We start from the raw sequence: 17,465 nt of genomic DNA, 5'->3' as shown, positions 1-17,465 counted from the left end.
GCAAAGCAGCGAGCCCACCGTTTTGGGATCCTTGGTACAGGCAGGCCGGGGGTTCCCTCTTTACACCGGGCTGACGCTGCAAGCGAAGCCCATGCTTTTGGGAACCCTGATACAGGCAGGTCAGGGATTCCCGCTTTTACACCGCAATGCGTCCCGCCCCTATTCGAACCTGGGGCGCTCGGGCACATGATGTGGGGGCTGGTTTTGCCATGTCGGGTCAAACCTCCTTACTTCCTCCTCCAGCCTGTCCAGCATTTTTCCCGGGCTGGGTTCAGTAGACGCAATGTTCAGCAAACTTTCTTGCTCACCTACGCTGGCCTTTTGGAAGCTTTCAATAAACGACCAGAACCGGCGCTGCAAAAGCAGACGCTCAACCTGAAATTCCGGCGTACGCACCAGATTTCTGAGTTGTTTGATCATTGCGGGGTTCGCTTGAAGGACAAATGAATCCCACAGGGCAGACTTTTCAGCGCGTTGCGTTTGGGGGACATGGTGCAGCCATGGACTGTCCGCCAAATCAGCCTCGATTCTCCCAAGCCACAGATCGGTACCCGTCTGCCGACGTGCAGCTATCAATCGTCGAAGAGAAGCGGGGTCGGCAATCGGACTGCCAGTCAGGTCAAACCCTTTTCTCAGCTCAATGGTTTCGGGAATGGCTCTGATCGCGGTATAGGCCAGATTCAAACGTGTCCTGGGAATATCGGATGTCACACCATCCGGGAATTCTCTTATACGAGTTCGGTGGAGATCGACTTCCCGCAACGCCGTCATTCCCCGCAGTGAGGGCGCCACAGCCAGCCGACTTTCCGACAAATTCAATATCTCCAGCCGCGACGGACCGTTCTGCAAACCAAGCCCGGGCGGCGGCGAGGTTATGAACGTATTGGCCAGATTCAACTCTCGCAATCCGGACATGCGAGTCACATCAGGTGCTTCTGTCAAATCGGGATTATGGTACAGGTCAAGCACCTCCAACCGTGACGCCACGGGCCATTGATCCAGCCCGACAGGGGGACGACTCAAACCACAGGAACGTGCGCGCAAGACCCGCAACTCGCTCATGCCACGCACTGAAAAAAGCGGCCAGATACTGCAGTGCGTCAGGCTCAACTCCCGCAAACGGGTCAATCGCGTGAAATGCTCAAGGCCGTCCGACGGGAGCCATAGTCTGGCTTCCTGCATCGTCAGGACTTTCAACGCCGGGAGTTTATAGATTTCGGCCAACAGTTCATGACACTTGCCATTGAATCTGCGGATTTCGAGGGTTTCAATGTGGGAAAGCATCGAGAACAATTTTCCCAGACTTTTCGAAGGACTTCCTTCCAGGCCTAGAGATACGACGGATCTGAGCGGAACGGAACAACCCGGTAGCGCCAGATTGCGCCGACTTCCCAAGTCGAGCTCCAGCTTGAAACCGACCAGCCGCCCGTCGCGGTAGACTTTTTCCGAATGCTCTCCCTGCCATTTGAACAACCGACGCACGTTGGCCCCTATTGCCAGCCGGCGCCTGCGTTCGGCAATGTCCTGGCCTTTGTAACCCGTCTCCCAGGCAGTGATCTCACGGTTCAATCGAGGAAACTCCAGCTCAAGCCGCTTGAGTTCGACTTCTGCCACACCCGCTTCCCCATACCTTGCGATGAAATCATCGGCATGTTGATCCGTCGCATCAGCAAAATAGCGTCTGACCAGTGCCCGTGTAGTCGCAACCAGAACCGGCGGCTGTCCCCCAGAGGGACCTGCGCCGGTGAGCCAGGGGCGGTGAAAGTTGAACGGGTTGGCAGGTACTTGAGCAGCGCCATCCATCCCACCGCGCAAACCTGTGAGGATGCAAACCCAGGTGTTCTGCCCGCTGCGGGTGATCGCCAGGGTTTCACCGCCCAGGCTGGCGCGGTAAATGTTCACGCTGTCGGCAGCGACGGGATCGTTGGGTTTGACCAGGCGCCAAACCCTGTATTCCGGGCGGGAGGCATCCAGATCCTGCATCACCTGATACGCCTGCTCATGGATGACCACATAGAGTTTGCCATCGTGACGTATCACGCCGTCGCTGCCCGATTGTGCGCCACTGACATCCAGCCCGGCATGAAAGCCATCCAGGCTTTGGGCGGTCAGGGGGTTGGTGCGGGTGCTGAAGTCGCTGTGCGGATGCCAGATGCCGCTTTCGCTATCGCGCAACATCCATGGGCCGGAAGGATACAACTCGCCGGGATGTCGAGCGCGATACCATCCCGTATCCGGATCAGCTGCGACGAGAACGAGGCCACTGCCAGGGACGTCAACATAACGGCGATTTTTGTACAGCCTGAAGCCTTCGCCATCAGCGTCAGGCAATTCGGTGGTTGATGTTATCCGGTAAGTCTCCAGCGACCGGTGTATCACAGGAGAGATGGCAGCAACCTCCGGTGCCGGGCGAACCTCGACCACCGGCGCCGGCAGGATCGTATTCGGGCCTGCGTCGTCGCCAGGTTTGGTGCTAAGCGACTTCAGATCATCGAGACCAGCCCAGGGGACCGTGCCATCACGGACGGGCATATCCGCCGCTGTGAAATCCTTGTCCGAGCTTCGCTTCGGGAACGTGTGGACATCCGTATCAACGTGGGTGCTGCCCCCGCGAGGTGGTTTTAGTGGCATGTTTTTCATCCTTGAAAAGTCGCCCCGCCATTCATGCTCAGGCGGGGGGGTCGGCATCCTGCCGGTTAGCTGGGAAGACCAACGATAGCCTGCGTAAACGTTGACGCGCAGCGGAAAAACAGACGGCTCCGGTGGGAAATGACGCTAGCAAATGTGGGAATGGCAGGGCAGGCCGAACGTCATCAGCCTGCGCTTTTGTGCAGGGGTGATGATGCCGGCATCGTGCCGCCTGCGGTTTGCACCCCCCTATGCAAGCCGCGGCCGCTTGGGCAAATGATGCGGGGGCTGGTGCTGCCAGGTTGAGTCGAACTTCGTCATTTCCTCTTCGAGCCTTTCCAGCATTTTTCCGGGACTGGACTCCGTTATCGCGATGTCCCGCAAAGCGTCTTGCTCACCAAGACTCGCCTTTTGGAAATGTTCCAGAAACGCCCAGACCCGACGCTGCAGAAGCGGCCGCTCAACCTGAAACTCAGGCGTGCGGACCAGCTCTCTGATTTTGCCCATCATGGCAACATTCGTCTGATCGATTAACGAGTCCCAGAGGGAAATCCGGGCGGCGCGTTGCGCCTGTGGAACATTGTGCATCCAGTGGTCTATGACCAGATGGCTCGAAGCTCGTCCCAACCAGATGTCCGTACCTGTTTGCCGACGTGCAGCAATCAACCGCCGAAAGTAGACAGGATCGGAAATCAACGTGCCGGTAAGGTTGAAACCCTCCCTGAGTTCAACAGCTTCGGGGATTGATTCGATCCGGGTATAACTCAGATCCAGACGTGCTCGGGGAACCTCGGAGTTCACGCCGTCCGGGAAAGTTTTTATCGCGGTATGGCTCAGGTCAACCTCCAGCAATGCCGACATTGCGCTGAGCGACGGCGCCACAGCGAGTGGGGTGCTGGATAAATTCAAGACCTGGAGTTGCGAAGGACCGCTCTGCATGCCAAGCCCGGGTGGCGGCGCGGATATGCGGGTATGGGACAGATCCAATACTCGCAATTCGGACATCTGGGTCACATCAGGCGGATGTCGCAGTTCGGGATTGTGGTACAGATCAAGCACCTGCAACCGTGACGCCACGGCCACCTCATCCAATCCGAAAGGCAGACGGAGCAAGCCACAGGAACGTGCGCGCAATACCCGTAACCCGGTCATCCCTCGCACTGAAAGATCGGGCCAGATACCACAATTGATCAGGCTCAACTCTTCCAGCCCGGTCAATGTGGCGAAGTGGTCGAGGCCTGTCGACGACAGCAACAGACTGCTTTCACGAATTTCCAGGACTCTCAATTGAGGGAGCTTGTCGAGTTGGGCAAGCAATTTCTGGCCGTCGATTCTGCGTGTTTGCAAGGTGTCCATGCGCGGGAACATCGACAACAGATCTCCCAGATTCCTAGAGGTGCGTCCCTCCAGGCCAAGAGACACAACAGATCCGAGTCGAGTCGAAAAAACCGGAAGGGCGAAATTCCCCCGCGCGCCCAAATCCAGTTTCAACCTGAAGCCGATCAGCCGGCCATCCCGGTAGACTTTTTCCGAACTGTCGCCCTGCCACTTGAACAATCGACGCACGCTGGCACCTATTGCCAGTCGCCGAATGCGCTCGGCACTGCTGTCACCCCTGTAGGCAGTCTCCCACGCAGTGACCTCACGGTTGAGTTGAGGAAACTCAAGCTGTAGCCGTTTTAGCTCCACCTCAGCCGCACCTGCCTCAGCAAATCGGGCAATGAAATCATCGGCATGCTGATCGGTGGAGTCGGCGAAATAGCGTTTTACCTGCGCCCGCGTGGTCGCGTCTGCAACCGCCGCTTGCCCCCGTGAAGGGCCGGAGTCAGTGAGCCAGGGGCGATGAAAGTTGAACGGATTGGCACCTGCAGCCTCATTGCGCTGCATGCCCCCGCGTAAACCAGGAAGGATGGAAACCCAGGTATTGCGCTCGTTCCGGGTAATGGCCAGCGTCTCACCGCCGAGGCTGGCGCGATAAATGTTTGCGCTGTCGGTGGCGCCGGGATGACTGGGATCAACCAGACGCCAGACCTTGTATTCCGGGCGAGACGCAGCAAGATCCTGCAAAACCTGATACGCCTGTTGATCAATGACCACGTAGAGCTTGCCAGCGTGACGTACCACGCCGTCGCTGCCGGGGGCGACGCCGCTGAGATCCAGCCCGCTGCGAAATCCCTGCAAACCCGCAGCGGTCAGAGGATCGGTGCGTGCGTTGAAGTCGTTGTGCGGATGCCAGAGGCCGCTGCGGCTATCCCGCAACATCCATGGACCGGTGGGCAGCAACTCGCTGGGGAGTCGAGCGCGATAAAATCCGCTGTCCGGATCCACCCCTACCAGAACGATGCCGCCGCCAGACACATCCACATACTGACGTTTTTTGTACAGCCTGAAGCCGTCACCGTCAGCTGCCGGCAGTCCGGCCGGTGATCGCATTGCGTAACTGTCCAGCGACCTGGCGATGACGGGAGGACTTGGATTGGTGTGCGGCGCAGGGCGAACCTCGACCATCGGCGTCGGCAAGGTCCTGTCCGCGCCGACAACATCGCCCGGCAAGCTGCCCCGCAGCTTCGGATCATCGCCACGAACCCAGGGGGCGGTGCCATTGAGATCGGGAGTGCGCACCAGTGCGAAATCCTTGTCCAGACGTCGGGTCATGGCCGGGTGAACATCCGTGTCCACGCGGGTGCTGCCACTGCGGGGTGGTTTTACTGGCATGTTTTCATCCTTGAAAGTCGTCCCTGGCATTTATCCCAGAGACGATGGGGGGGTGGCATTGCTGTTACAGACGGGCCGAGGTTTGCCGCTTTTGCATCGGCACTGCGTACTCCTGCGAGTTACTCGAACCTGGGACGCTTGGGCAAAGGGTGCAGCGGCTGACTCTGTCGCCCTCCGTCATAGTTGCGGATTTCATTCTCCAGCCTGTCCAGCATCCTCCCGGGACTCGTTTCCGTATAAAGAATGGCGTCGAGCCTGGCCCGCTCGTTGACTTCGGCGCTGTCATACATTTCCAGAAACCACCACACGCGCCGCTGCAGAAGCGGGCGCTCCACGTGAAACTCGGGCGTTCGACTCAGTCGACGAAGAATGCCGGTCACTGCCAGTGGCATTGCGGCGTTATGCCTGTCCCACAGCGCTTGTTTTTCCGCTATCTGTTCCTGTGGCACATTGCGTAGCCAGAGATCGGCAGTTACATCGCTGCTTTCCTGCCCAAGCCAGATATCGGTGCCTGTCTCTACCCGTGCTCGTATCAACCGCCGTAAAGAGGCCGGGTCCATTATCGGATTGCCGATGAGATTGAAGCCCGCTCTGAGCTCCACGGACTCGGGGATCGACCTGATGTGATTGTCCGCAAGATTCAGTTCTCTTGCGGGAATCCTGTCGGTAATGCCCTCGGGAAATCTTTGCAATCGTGTATTGGAAAGATCCAGCTCCTGCAGTGCGGTCATGTGTTCGAGTGAGGGGCTGATCGAAAGCGGATTGCCCCCCAGTCTCAACACTTCCAGCGTCGACGCCACGTCGATGGCATCAAGTCCGGAAGGCAGCAGGTGTATTCCGGTGCGGCTCAGATCCAGCACCCGCAGTTCAGTCATCCCTCTGATATCAGCTGCCACTTGCAAAAAGGTGACTTGCTCCTGATGCCGCATCTGCATGTCCAGGCTGTTCACCGGGGCCTCGAATGTGTTGCAAAGCCATAGCTCGTTTAGCCTGGCAAGGCCTCGTACGGAAAAGTCAGACGTCAATTCACAGTCCTGCAGGTGCAGCCTTTGCAAACGCGGGAATCTTTTCAATTGCTCGGCAAAGCGCGAATCCAGTCTGAATTTCGAATAAGCCCGTTCGATCACGTTCCATCCTTGAAACCGCCCTTCCACTTCGATTGCCTGACTGGTAATGGTCAGACTTTCAAGATTGGGAAACTGTGCGCAAAACACGTCCGGGTCCAGCCGGCCATGGCCTCTTAAAGTCAGAGAAATCACTGAGCTGAATTTCAAGGAAAGCGGTTTTTGAACTGGCCATATCGTCAGATCGATTTCCAGCTTGAAGCCCACATGCCGCCCGTCACGGTAGACGCGCTGTTCGGGCTGACCTTGCCATCGGTACAACTGGCGAAACGTCGCCCATATATTCCGCGCCTCATGTAACTCCTTGTCCGATGAAATGCGACCTCGACTGATCGGCAGGTCAAAACGCGTCGAGTCCAATTGCGCCAGCCCAAGCTGAATATGCTTGAGCTCAAGCTCTGCCACGTCCTTGTCATCGAACCGGGCGATGAAGGCATCCGCGTCCTCGTCGGTCGTGTCGGGCAGGTACTTGCGGATCTGCTCCCGGGTAGTTGGTTCCACGACTTCACGCGCATACCAAAGTCCGCTGTGCACATCGCGCAGCATCACCGGGCCGGATGGGAGCAACTCGCTTGGCCGCCGGGCTCGATACAGACCCGTCGCAGGATCCACTGCGACAGGCACCAGGTCGCCGTTGACCAAGTCTGCGTAGGTTCGCCGACTGATCACCCGCAAACCCTCACTGTTGACCTGTGGAAGTATCGCTCGGGCGTTGGTGACGTAATTGTCCAGCGAAGGCTGGGTAGCGGGAGGGCGAATACCTTCTGCGAGTGCGCGCACCACAACGGCCGCGGCAGGGGGTATGGCACCCAGGGTCGCATCACTGGATGATTCGGCGCGCGGCAGCAAATGATGCGAAGCAAAATTCACATCGACGCCTGTGCGACCCGGGTGGCCGTGGAGCGAAATGTCGGCGTCCGCAGCCCGATGCAGGCTGTCCGGAACGTCCACGTGGGTACCGCCACCGCGAGGGGGTTTTACTGGCATGTTTTCATCCTTGAAAAAGACGCCCCATGCAGTCGAGCAAGGGGACGACGGGTTTCGGCATCCTGCCGTTTGAAGGGGCAAACGATAGCGTGGACGAGCATCGGACGGAGATGGGAAAGGGAGACGGCCGCAGTGGGAAACGACCTCAAACAGTGTCGGAGCGCGCCCAGTGATGAGGACTTGCCCCTAGGGCTCGCTCAAGCGGATCTCCAGCCGCCAACGATCATCGACCTCGCTGCCAACCCAGTCGCCCTGCAACGGGCGCGCTGCCAGCACCGTCAGCAATAACCCTCCATCGCTTTTGCGCGTGCGCCAGTTGACGTCCTTGCCGTTGAGCCTGAGCTGGCCCTTCTGCGGTCGACCTTCGGCCTGAAACAGCAGCGCGACGGTGCCATCGATAATCTCGCCGTGCAGTTTCGGCTCGTTGTTGAACCACACCACCAGGCCGCCATCGGTGACCTCGACACGCTCCAGCACGCTTGGATCGGGCGTCGTCAGACGGCCAATCATCAAGCCGATCATCAAGCCGACAATCGCCAGCGAGCCGATGACTCGCGGGAATAGTTTCGAACGGTTGTCCACAGGCGGCGTAGAATGCCGCTCATCTTTACCTTCGGAGCCGTGCATGTTTCACGTCATCCTTTTTCAACCAGAAATTCCGCCGAACACCGGCAACGTTATCAGGCTGTGCGCCAACAGTGGCTGCCACCTGCATTTGATCGAACCACTGGGTTTCGAGATGGACGACAAGCGCCTGCGCCGTGCCGGTCTCGACTACCACGAATATGCCACGTTGCAGCGTCACGCTGACCTGGCCAGCTGTCTGGAAAGTCTGGGTAACCCGCGCGTGTTCGCTTTCACCACCAAGGGTTCGCGGCCGTTCCATGATGCCGCGTTCGTGCCCGGCGACGCGTTTCTGTTCGGCCCGGAAAGCCGTGGCCTGCCGGCGGACGTGCTCGACTCCCTGCCCGCCGAACAGCGCCTGCGCCTGCCGATGCGCGAAGGCTGCCGCAGCCTGAACCTGTCCAACACCGTGGCGGTCGCCGTGTACGAAGCGTGGCGGCAGAACGACTTCAAGTAACGCCGCAAGCAAATGTGGGAGCGAGCCTGCTCGCGATTACGGAGTGTCAGTCAACATTGATGTGTCTGACAGACCGCTTTCGCGAGCAGGCTCGCTCCCACATGGGTATTACTGAACCGTCTTACTGAACGGTCGGGGTCTCGCCGCTTTCCTGCATGCGCTGCAGCTCTTGCGCGTACAGGGCGTCGAAGTTCACCGGGGCCAGCATCAGCGCCGGGAACGAACCGCGGGTGACCAGGCTGTCCAGGGTTTCGCGGGCGTACGGGAACAGGATGTTCGGGCAGAACGCACCGAGGGTGTGGCTCATCGAAGCCGCGTCCAGATTCTTGATCAGGAAGATACCGGCCTGTTGCACTTCAGCGATGAAGGCCACTTCTTCACCGTTTTTCACGGTAACGGAAAGGGTCAGCACCACCTCGTAGAAATCGCCTTCCAGCGCTTTCTGGCGGGTGTTCAGATCCAGACCGACCGCCGGATCCCACTGCTGGCGGAAGATTGCCGGGCTTTTCGGGGCTTCGAAGGACAGGTCGCGTACGTAGATGCGCTGCAAGGAGAATTGCGGTGCGGTTTCTTCTTCGCTGGCTGCAGTGTTCTGTTGGTCAGTCATCTCAGATCCTTATCGATCTTGGGTCTTTTAGGGAGTGCTGTACGTGGGTGCAGCCGTTCAGCCCTTGAGCAGCGCGTCGAGTTTGCCGGCGCGCTCCAGGGCGTATAAATCATCACAACCGCCGATGTGCTTTGCGCCGATCCAGATTTGCGGCACGGACGTGCGCCCGGCCTTTTTGGTCATTTCGGCACGCAGCTGCGGCTTGCCATCGACCTTGATCTCTTCGAAGGCCACGCCTTTGCTGGCGAGCAGATGCTTGGCGCGCGAGCAGTAAGGGCAGTAATCGCTGGAATAGACGATGACTTCGCTCATGTCATTTCACCAGCGGCAGGTTGTCGCCTTTCCAGCTGGAAATCCCGCCGGACAGCTTGGCGGCGGTGAAGCCGGACTTCATCAGTTCGCGGGCGTGGGTGCCGGCGGTCTGACCGAGGGCGTCGACCAGAATGATGGTCTTGGCCTTGTGCTTTTCCAGCTCCCCGACGCGGGCGGCCAGTTTGTCTTGCGGGATGTTCACCGCGCCGACGATGTGGCCAGCGGCATAATCCTTGGCCGGACGGATGTCCACCACCACGCCTGCGTCTTTATTGACCAGTGCGGTCAGCTCGCCGGTGCTCAGGCTCTTGCCGCCGCCCTGCATCGTGTGCGCCAGCAACAGAGCCAGAAGTACGACGAAGATACCGACAAGAATGTAGTGGTTAGTGGCAAATTCAATCAGGTGAGCAACCATCGAAGGAGGTTCCAGGGCGTTAAAATGTCGGCCAGTATACACAGCCACTATGGTCGGCCAAACCCCGTCCGGCGGTGACGCGGTCGGAACTTCGCTTTAAACTCCAACTCCGTTTTCCATCGCCCTCTTCTTTATCAGCCACGAGTGGATTCCATGACGACTACGCCCAAACCTTTGGTCCTGATGATTCTCGACGGCTTCGGTCACAGCGACAGCCCCGAATCCAATGCTGTGTTCGCGGCAAAGAAACCCGTGCTGGATCGTCTGTGGGCCACCGTGCCGAACGGCTTGATCTCGGGCAGCGGCATGGACGTCGGTCTGCCGGACGGCCAGATGGGCAACTCCGAAGTCGGCCACATGAACCTCGGCGCAGGGCGCGTGGTGTATCAGGACTTCACCCGTGTGACCAAAGCGATCCGCGACGGCGAATTCTTCGACAATCCGACCATCTGCGCCGCTGTGGATAAAGCCGTGGCCGCCGGCAAAGCCGTGCACTTCATGGGCCTGCTGTCCGATGGCGGCGTGCACAGCCATCAGGATCACCTGATCGCCATGGCCGAGCTGGCCTTCAAGCGCGGCGCCGAAAAAATCTATCTGCACGCCTTCCTCGATGGCCGCGACACGCCGCCGAAAAGTGCCGCTTCGTCGATCGAACTGCTCGACGCGACGTTCCAGGCATTGGGCAAAGGCCGGATCGCCAGCATCATTGGCCGCTATTTCGCCATGGACCGTGACAACCGTTGGGATCGCGTCGCCCAGGCCTACAACCTGATCGTCGACGGCAACGGCGAATTCAACGCCGCCACCGCTCAGGAAGGTCTCGAAGCCGCCTACGCCCGTGGCGAAAGCGACGAATTCGTCAAAGCCACTTCCATCGGTGAGCCGGTCAAAGTCGAAGACGGCGATGCCGTGGTGTTCATGAACTTCCGTGCCGACCGCGCCCGCGAGCTGACCCGGGTGTTCGTCGAAGACGATTTCAAGGAATTCGCGCGCGCCCGTCAGCCGAAACTGGCCGGTTTCGTCATGCTTACCCAGTACGCCGCAAGTATTCCGGCACCGTCGGCCTTCGCCGCCGGCAGCCTGGAAAACGTTCTTGGTGATTACCTGGCAAAAAACGGCAAGACCCAGCTGCGCATCGCTGAAACCGAGAAGTACGCTCACGTGACCTTCTTCTTCTCCGGCGGTCGTGAAGAACCGTTCCCGGGCGAAGAGCGCATCCTGATCCCGTCGCCGAAAGTCGCCACCTACGACTTGCAGCCGGAAATGAGCGCGCCGGAAGTCACCGACCGTATCGTCGACGCCATCGAAAACCAGCGCTACGACGTGATCGTGGTCAACTACGCCAACGGCGACATGGTCGGCCACAGCGGTGTGTTCGATGCAGCGGTCAAAGCGGTCGAGTGCCTCGACACCTGCGTCGGTCGCATCGTCGATGCGCTGGAAAAGGTCGGCGGCGAAGCTTTGATCACTGCCGACCACGGCAACGTCGAAAAAATGGCCGATGAAGAAACCCACCAGGCGCACACCGCACACACCACCGAGCCGGTGCCGTTCATCTACGTCGGCAAACGCGACCTGAAAGTGCGCGAAGGCGGCGTGCTGGCGGACGTGGCACCGACCATGCTGATGCTGTTGGGTCTGGAAAAACCGGCGGAGATGACCGGGACTTCGATTCTGGTCTGAGCCGAATCCGGAAAACACCGCAAAAACCCTGTGGGAGCTGGCTTGCCAGCGATAGCAAGCTGACAGCCAGCATTTATGTTGAATGTGCAGCCGCCATCGCTGGCAAGCCAGCTCCCACAGTGGTTTGTGCTGGTTTCGAAGATTATTTTCAGCTGTATCTCCAGCCAGTTATCACACAGCCCCAATTGGGCGTTTTTTTTGCAGCCTCGGGCGGGCATACTAGGCCGTCCCTTACCCTGGTGCCGCCCGCCCCTATGCTTCGCGTCCTGATCGCCCTTGCTCTGACCTGTCTGCTCCAGCCGGCCTTCGCCGACGAGCGCGCGCAAACCCAACAGCAGTTGGACGCCACGCGTCAGGATATCGCCGAGCTGAAAAAGCTTCTGGGCAAGCTGCAGGAAGAAAAGTCCGGCGTGCAGAAAGAGCTCAAGGGCACTGAAACCGAGATGGGCAAGCTGCAGAAGCAGGTCGACGCGCTGCAGAAAGAACTGCAGAAAAGCGAATCCGAGCTGCAGCGGCTCGATGCAGAGAAAAAAACTCCAGAGCGCGCGCACTGAACAGCAGCGACTGATCGCCATTCAGGCCCGAGCGGCGTACCAGAACGGCCGCCAGGAATACCTCAAGCTGCTGCTCAACCAGCAGAATCCCGAGAAATTCGCCCGCACCCTCACCTATTACGACTACCTGAGCCAGGCACGCCTGGAGCAGTTGAAGAACTTCAACGAAACCCTGCGCCAACTGGCCAATGTCGAAAAAGACATCGGTCTGCAGCAAGCGCAGTTGCTGGTGCAGAAAAGCGACCTCGACACGCAGCGCGAAGCACTCGAGAAAGTCCGCAAGGAGCGCCAGCAGGTTCTCGCCAGACTCAATGACGACGTCAAGGCCCGCGACCAGAAACTCGCCGCCCGCGAGCAGGATCAGGCAGACCTGTCTAAAGTCCTTAAAACCATTGAAGAAACCCTGGCCCGACAGGCTCGTGAGGCAGAAGAGGCGCGGCAGAAAGCGCTGATCGCCCAGCAGGAAGCGGAAAAAAAGCGTTTGCGTGAGGCGCAGGCTGAAAACAGCGACGCCCCACGAAAACCCGCCAGATCAAGCCCCGGCGCGCTGGTATCGAGCAGCGGCGAAACGTTTGGCGGGCCTTTTGCTGCAACGCGGGGAAAACTTCCGTGGCCGGTTGATGGTCGATTACTCGCACGCTTCGGTGAAAGCCGTGGCGACGACGCCCGCACCAAGTGGGATGGCGTGATGATCAGCGCCTCCGCCGGCAGTCAGGTGCATGCCGTACATGGCGGGCGCGTGGTGTTCGCCGATTGGCTGCGCGGTGCCGGTTTGCTGGTGATCCTCGATCATGGCAACGGTTTTCTGAGTCTTTACGGCCACAACCAGACGCTGCTCAAGTCGGCGGGTGATGTGGTCAAGGCGGGCGAGTCGATTTCCACTGTCGGTAACAGTGGCGGTCAGGACACGCCAGCGCTGTATTTCGCAATTCGTCAGCAGGGTCACCCAAGTGATCCGGCGCAATGGTGCCGTGCGCAAGGATAAGCGCACCACCTAATTCAGGAGTTCGTTCGACATGCTGCATTTGTCCCGCCTTACCTCGCTGGCCCTGACGATCGCCCTGGTGATCGGCGCGCCTCTGGCGTTCGCCGCGCAACCGGCCCCGACCGTCGCTCCGGCAGGCACTGCCGCGACCGCCAAGGCGCCGTTGCCGCTGGAAGAGCTGCGCACCTTCGCCGAGGTCATGGACCGGATCAAAGCCGCGTACGTCGAGCCTGTGGACGACAAGACCCTGCTGGAAAACGCGATCAAGGGCATGCTCAGCAACCTCGATCCGCATTCGGCCTACCTCGGCCCGGAAGATTTCACCGAGCTGCAGGAAAGCACCAGCGGTGAATTCGGCGGTCTGGGCATCGAAGTCGGCGCCGAAGACGGCTTCATCAAGGTCGTCTCGCCGATTGATGACACGCCAGCGTCGAAGGCGGGCATCCAGGCCGGTGACTTCATCGTCAAGATCAACGGCCAGCCAACCCGTGGCCAGACCATGACCGAAGCCGTCGACAAGATGCGCGGCAAGATCGGCCAGAAAATCACCCTGACCCTGGTTCGCGATGGCGGCACGCCGTTCGACGTGACCCTGGCCCGTGCAGTAATTCAGGTCAAGAGCGTCAAGGCGCAGCTGCTGGAATCGGGCTACGGCTATATCCGCATCACCCAGTTCCAGGTCAAGACCGGCGAAGAAGTCTCCAAGGCTCTGGCCAAACTGCGCAAGGACAACGGCAAGAAGCTCAACGGCATCATCCTCGACCTGCGCAACAACCCCGGTGGTGTGCTGCAATCGGCGGTGGAAGTGGTCGACCATTTCATCACCAAGGGCCTGATCGTCTACACCAAGGGCCGCATCGCCAATTCCGAGCTGCGCTTCTCCGCCACCGGCAAGGATGAAAGCGAAGCGGTACCGATGGTCGTGCTGATCAACGGTGGCAGTGCCTCGGCTTCGGAAATCGTCGCCGGCGCCCTGCAGGACCAGAAGCGTGCCGTGGTCATGGGCACCACCAGTTTCGGCAAGGGCTCGGTGCAGACCGTGCTGCCGCTGAACAACGACCGCGCGCTGAAGATCACCACCGCGCTGTACTTCACGCCGAACGGCCGCTCGATCCAGGCTCAGGGCATCGTGCCGGACATCGAAGTGCGCCGCGCGAAGATCACCAACGAAGCCGACAGCGAGTACTTCAAGGAAGCCGATCTGCAAGGTCACCTGGGCAACGGCAACGGCGGCGCCGACAAACCGAGCGGCTCCGGCGGCAAGGCCAAAGCGATGCCGCAGGATGACGATTACCAGTTGGCCCAGGCCCTGAGCCTGCTCAAAGGCCTGAGCATCACGTCCGGCCGCTGAGGATGTTGTTGCGTTCCCTCTGCGTTCTGTTGTGCTGTCTGGCGGGTCTTGCCCAAGCAGAGCCCGCCAGCTCCTCACCGCACAAGGCCTACCTGACACTGATCATCGATGACCTGGGGCAGAACCTGCCCCGGGATCGTCGCGTGCTCGCCCTGCCCGGCCCGGTCACGGCGGCGATCATGCCCGATACCCCCCACGCCACCGAATTTGCCCGCGAAGCCCATCGCGCCGGCAAGATCGTCATCCTGCACATGCCCATGGACCCGGCCACCGGGCCTTACGCCTGGCACCCGGAACTGCCCCTCGAAGAACTGCAGAAACGCCTGAATGCTGCGTTCGAAAAAGTCCCGTTCACCGCCGGCATCAACAATCACATGGGCAGCCGCATGACCGCGCAGCCTGTGGCGATGGCGTGGTTGATGGGCGAATTGCAGCGTCGGCACAAGTTCTTCGTCGACAGCCGCACCAGCGCTCAAACGGTCGCTGCGCAGCAGGCGCAGAAAATCGACCTGGCCAGCGTTTCCAGAGACGTGTTTCTCGATGATGAGCGCACCGAAGCGGCCATTGCCATTCAGTTGCAGACCGCGATCGCCCTGGCGCACAAACAGGGTTCAGCGGTGATGATCGGCCATCCGTATCCGCAGACCCTGGCGGTGCTCGAGCGCGAATTACCCAAGCTCAAAGCGCAGGGCATCGACTGGATTGATATCCGGCAGATGATCAGCGTGCGCAGCAACCGCGCCATGGCCGGGCATGGCAAGGATGGCGTTTACCGGTAACACCCGGTCACGTTGCAATACATAGTTACCACCGAACGCCCCTCCCCCTTCCGGATAGTGAGACCTGCAACAGGTCGCGACTCCTTTGAGTCGCTTGCAACTATCAGGAGTGCCCATGACAAACAACGCCCCGATTATCCCGCCCGTTGGGCGGACTGAACCGATCCGCATCGATAACCTGCTGATCAACTTCACAACAGAATTTCTGCGCATCTGGGATACCAACGGTTTGTCGGCCAGACCCGCGTCGTTCTGGCGCCCGACCCCGGCTCCCGACGCGCTACCCGGTTATTTCCCCTTGGGCGACTTCGTCACCAGAGGCGTTGGCAACATCAACGGCGAACGCGTGGTCGCGGTTGTTTGTGAGGCAGACATTGCCAGCACTGACCCCACCAAAGGCAGGGCACTGCGACGTCCCGATGATTACGAGCTGGTCTGGAAGGACTCCGGATCAGGCTCGAAAAGAGATCTGTCGATCTGGCGACCGCTAGCTCCCGCAGGCTACGTAGCGCTGGGGTCGGTGTGCTCGAACGATCATGAAAAACCTTCGCTCAACGCGGTGCGCTGCGTTCGCGAAGACCTGGTGATCGCGTCGAATACCACCGATCTGATCTGGGACGACAAGGGCAGCAAGGCCCGACAGCGCGTCAGCACCTGGAGCGCCGTTCCTCCAGCCGCTTTGCCGGGCGAAGTCTACTTGGCATCGGGCAGTTTTTTCAGCTTGAGTGACTACACCCGACCGGCCAGTTTCCCGGTCTACTGCTTGCGCTTGCAGATCGGCCTGCAGATGTCTACACGCCCATCGCCACCGGTGCTCTGCGGCGAGACGCCAACACCTGTAGAGCCAACGGACGATGCGACTTACACCGCCAGCCTCCCCTGGTTCACGGTCAACGATCCGCGTTACACCGCCGCTGAGCAATGGCGTCACTCGCCCTTCTATCTGCTTGAACGCAAGGATCGCTACATCCTCGTCGGTCACGCACGCAACAGTGGCAACGACAGCCAGATATTCAGGTGGAATGCGCAGCGCGCCCAGCGTACTGGCGGCTTGCGTACTTTCACTCAAACCACTTGCATCGAATTCGGCGCGCAATGGCAAACCCGTCAGCACGGCGCGTTGATGTTTTCCGCACGGCTGGGCCACGATTTCACCCAATGCGAACTGCATTCGAATGAATGGCTCAATACAGCGACCATCGAAGTGGTTGCGGTGGTGGACAAAAACCGCTCAGTGGCCGCCTACCTGGCCCAGAGCGAATACAGACTGGTGCGCGCGGACGGCACGGCAGTGACGGAAGGTTTCAGCTACACCGATGGCAATAGCCTGCACATCAGCCAGTACGCACCTACCGAGCCTGCAATCATCGTCGCTTCGGAGCCAGAGGCGGTCGAAGATCAGACTGTGCTTGCGCCTGCGACCGAGGGCGAAATCAGCACCTCCCTGCCAGAGCCCGAGGAGTCAGCCGTTACAGATAGCGCGCCATGATTTCATCGACCACGCCTTCCTTGCGCAACTGATCCAGCGCGGTCTGTAGCCTGTTGACCACCTCATCGGAGACGTCCTTGTTCAGCGCCAGGTACAACTCGGCGCTGTTGAAGCGCAGTACGGTCTTCAGGCCGGTCACGCCATCCTGCCGCGCCAGATAACGGCCGGCAGGATCACCCGTGGCCCACAGATCGATCTGGCCATTGAGCAGTTTTTTTGCGTTGTCCTGATCGCGCAGCACTACTACCGGTTTGAGGCCTTGCTTGGTGAGCGTCTCGGCAATCGCATCGCCCTTGTAGGCGCCGATCTTGTATTTGCGCGCATCATTGAGGGTTTCGAGGGTGATCTTGCTGTCAGCCTTGGCCAGCAGGATCCAGTCGTCCGGGCCGATTGGGCCGACCCATTTGAACAGTCTTTCGCGATCGGGCAGGCGCGCCATGACGAAGGCCCCGTAGCCGGGATTCTCCAGGGCGAGTTTGTAGACACGCTCCCAGGGGAAACGCAGGGTCAGGCTGTAAGTGAGGCCGGCGCGCTGGAACATCTCGCGAACGATGTCCGTGGCAATGCCGTTGATGTTGTCGCCCTGGGCGAAATTCTTGCCGTTCTTCGCCATGTTGTACGGCGGGAAGTTCTCGGTGAGCAGCACCAGATCGGTGTCGGGACTGGTTTCGGCCCGGGCATTGCTGATGAACAACAACGAGGCGCTGGCGAGAACAACAAGCAGGCGTTTGATCATGTCGGGCTACCGGAATCCA

13 protein-coding genes and 1 pseudogene are annotated in these 17,465 nt (G+C 59.7%); 6 read left to right on the top strand and 8 right to left on the bottom strand.

The features are described 5' to 3' along the window. Positions 1–159 precede the first annotated feature (159 nt). The 4 genes from AB4N41_RS10515 to AB4N41_RS10500 all read right to left on the bottom strand — a co-directional run bounded on the left by AB4N41_RS10515 (position 160) and on the right by AB4N41_RS10500 (position 8,081). The gene (locus tag AB4N41_RS10515) at positions 160–2,631 is read right to left on the bottom strand and encodes a leucine-rich repeat domain-containing protein (protein ID WP_252877269.1); all 2,472 of its coding nucleotides are present in this window, start codon (positions 2,629–2,631) and stop codon (positions 160–162) included. A 246-nt stretch (positions 2,632–2,877) separates the two neighbouring features. After that, positions 2,878–5,343, bottom strand: coding sequence for a leucine-rich repeat domain-containing protein (locus AB4N41_RS10510; protein WP_252877268.1), 2,466 nt, complete (start codon positions 5,341–5,343; stop codon positions 2,878–2,880). 119 nt (positions 5,344–5,462) lie between these two features. After that, positions 5,463–7,454 carry a leucine-rich repeat domain-containing protein gene (locus AB4N41_RS10505; RefSeq protein WP_252877267.1) on the bottom strand — a complete coding sequence of 664 codons (1,992 nt, stop codon included), beginning with the start codon at positions 7,452–7,454 and terminating at the stop codon, positions 5,463–5,465. A 186-nt stretch (positions 7,455–7,640) separates the two neighbouring features. After that, positions 7,641–8,081, bottom strand: a complete 441-nt coding sequence (locus AB4N41_RS10500) for a hypothetical protein (RefSeq protein ID WP_056787242.1) — start codon at positions 8,079–8,081, stop codon at positions 7,641–7,643. Here AB4N41_RS10500 and AB4N41_RS10495 point away from each other — a divergent pair. Next, positions 8,080–8,535: a tRNA (cytidine(34)-2'-O)-methyltransferase gene (locus AB4N41_RS10495; protein ID WP_150637976.1), complete on the top strand. Its 456-nt coding sequence runs from the start codon at positions 8,080–8,082 to the stop codon at positions 8,533–8,535. The two genes, AB4N41_RS10500 and AB4N41_RS10495, sit on opposite strands and share 2 nt — an antisense overlap. A 121-nt stretch (positions 8,536–8,656) precedes the next feature. Here AB4N41_RS10495 and secB read toward each other — a convergent pair whose 3' ends face one another. The 3 genes from secB to AB4N41_RS10480 are packed head-to-tail and all read right to left on the bottom strand — an operon-like array spanning position 8,657 to position 9,869. After that, positions 8,657–9,142, bottom strand: a complete 486-nt coding sequence (gene secB, locus AB4N41_RS10490; protein WP_016772114.1) for a protein-export chaperone SecB — start codon at positions 9,140–9,142, stop codon at positions 8,657–8,659. A gap of 57 nt (positions 9,143–9,199) precedes the next feature. After that, positions 9,200–9,454, bottom strand: coding sequence for a glutaredoxin 3 (grxC, locus tag AB4N41_RS10485; RefSeq protein ID WP_016772115.1), 255 nt, complete (start codon positions 9,452–9,454; stop codon positions 9,200–9,202). A gap of 1 nt (position 9,455) precedes the next feature. Further along, on the bottom strand, positions 9,456–9,869 hold the full coding sequence (locus tag AB4N41_RS10480) for a rhodanese-like domain-containing protein (protein WP_016772116.1): 414 nt from the start codon (positions 9,867–9,869) through the stop codon (positions 9,456–9,458). Between the two features lie 153 nt (positions 9,870–10,022). Here AB4N41_RS10480 and gpmI point away from each other — a divergent pair, with 153 nt between their 5' ends. The 5 genes and pseudogenes from gpmI (at position 10,023) to AB4N41_RS10455 (ending at position 16,710) form a co-directional block, all read left to right on the top strand. Continuing rightward, complete coding sequence (gene gpmI, locus AB4N41_RS10475) at positions 10,023–11,552, top strand: 2,3-bisphosphoglycerate-independent phosphoglycerate mutase (protein WP_252877266.1); 1,530 nt, start codon at positions 10,023–10,025, stop codon at positions 11,550–11,552. Positions 11,553–11,806: 254 nt separating this feature from the next. After that, positions 11,807–13,091 (top strand): annotated as a pseudogene (locus AB4N41_RS10470) (murein hydrolase activator EnvC family protein). A gap of 31 nt (positions 13,092–13,122) precedes the next feature. Continuing rightward, positions 13,123–14,442, top strand: coding sequence for a S41 family peptidase (locus AB4N41_RS10465; protein WP_039756590.1), 1,320 nt, complete (start codon positions 13,123–13,125; stop codon positions 14,440–14,442). A gap of 2 nt (positions 14,443–14,444) precedes the next feature. Next, on the top strand, positions 14,445–15,221 hold the full coding sequence (locus tag AB4N41_RS10460) for a divergent polysaccharide deacetylase family protein (protein ID WP_252877265.1): 777 nt from the start codon (positions 14,445–14,447) through the stop codon (positions 15,219–15,221). 115 nt (positions 15,222–15,336) lie between these two features. Beyond that, positions 15,337–16,710 carry a Vps62-related protein gene (locus tag AB4N41_RS10455; protein ID WP_252877264.1) on the top strand — a complete coding sequence of 458 codons (1,374 nt, stop codon included), beginning with the start codon at positions 15,337–15,339 and terminating at the stop codon, positions 16,708–16,710. Here the strand turns inward: AB4N41_RS10455 and AB4N41_RS10450 are convergent. Next, entirely contained in the window at positions 16,691–17,446 is a 756-nt protein-coding gene (locus AB4N41_RS10450; protein ID WP_130929050.1) for a substrate-binding periplasmic protein, read from the bottom strand. The two genes, AB4N41_RS10455 and AB4N41_RS10450, sit on opposite strands and share 20 nt — an antisense overlap. Positions 17,447–17,465 lie beyond the last annotated feature (19 nt).

Source organism: Pseudomonas sp. S2_A10 (assembly GCF_054668465.1).
The sequence above is the reverse complement of the archived record's forward strand: the minus strand, read 5'-3'. Positions and strand labels throughout refer to the sequence as shown.

What these genes read in the sequence shown, in the direction of transcription:
- AB4N41_RS10515 (WP_252877269.1), bottom strand. Translation starts at nt 2,631, where the DNA reads ATGCCACTAAAACCACCTCGCGGGGGCAGCACCCACGTTGATACGGAT.
- AB4N41_RS10510 (WP_252877268.1), bottom strand. Translation starts at nt 5,343, where the DNA reads ATGCCAGTAAAACCACCCCGCAGTGGCAGCACCCGCGTGGACACGGAT.
- AB4N41_RS10505 (WP_252877267.1), bottom strand. Translation starts at nt 7,454, where the DNA reads ATGCCAGTAAAACCCCCTCGCGGTGGCGGTACCCACGTGGACGTTCCG.
- AB4N41_RS10495 (WP_150637976.1), top strand. Translation starts at nt 8,080, where the DNA reads ATGTTTCACGTCATCCTTTTTCAACCAGAAATTCCGCCGAACACCGGC.
- AB4N41_RS10500 (WP_056787242.1), bottom strand. Translation starts at nt 8,081, where the DNA reads ATGCACGGCTCCGAAGGTAAAGATGAGCGGCATTCTACGCCGCCTGTG.
- secB (WP_016772114.1), bottom strand. Translation starts at nt 9,142, where the DNA reads ATGACTGACCAACAGAACACTGCAGCCAGCGAAGAAGAAACCGCACCG.
- grxC (WP_016772115.1), bottom strand. Translation starts at nt 9,454, where the DNA reads ATGAGCGAAGTCATCGTCTATTCCAGCGATTACTGCCCTTACTGCTCG.
- AB4N41_RS10480 (WP_016772116.1), bottom strand. Translation starts at nt 9,869, where the DNA reads ATGGTTGCTCACCTGATTGAATTTGCCACTAACCACTACATTCTTGTC.
- gpmI (WP_252877266.1), top strand. Translation starts at nt 10,023, where the DNA reads ATGACGACTACGCCCAAACCTTTGGTCCTGATGATTCTCGACGGCTTC.
- AB4N41_RS10465 (WP_039756590.1), top strand. Translation starts at nt 13,123, where the DNA reads ATGCTGCATTTGTCCCGCCTTACCTCGCTGGCCCTGACGATCGCCCTG.
- AB4N41_RS10460 (WP_252877265.1), top strand. Translation starts at nt 14,445, where the DNA reads ATGTTGTTGCGTTCCCTCTGCGTTCTGTTGTGCTGTCTGGCGGGTCTT.
- AB4N41_RS10455 (WP_252877264.1), top strand. Translation starts at nt 15,337, where the DNA reads ATGACAAACAACGCCCCGATTATCCCGCCCGTTGGGCGGACTGAACCG.
- AB4N41_RS10450 (WP_130929050.1), bottom strand. Translation starts at nt 17,446, where the DNA reads ATGATCAAACGCCTGCTTGTTGTTCTCGCCAGCGCCTCGTTGTTGTTC.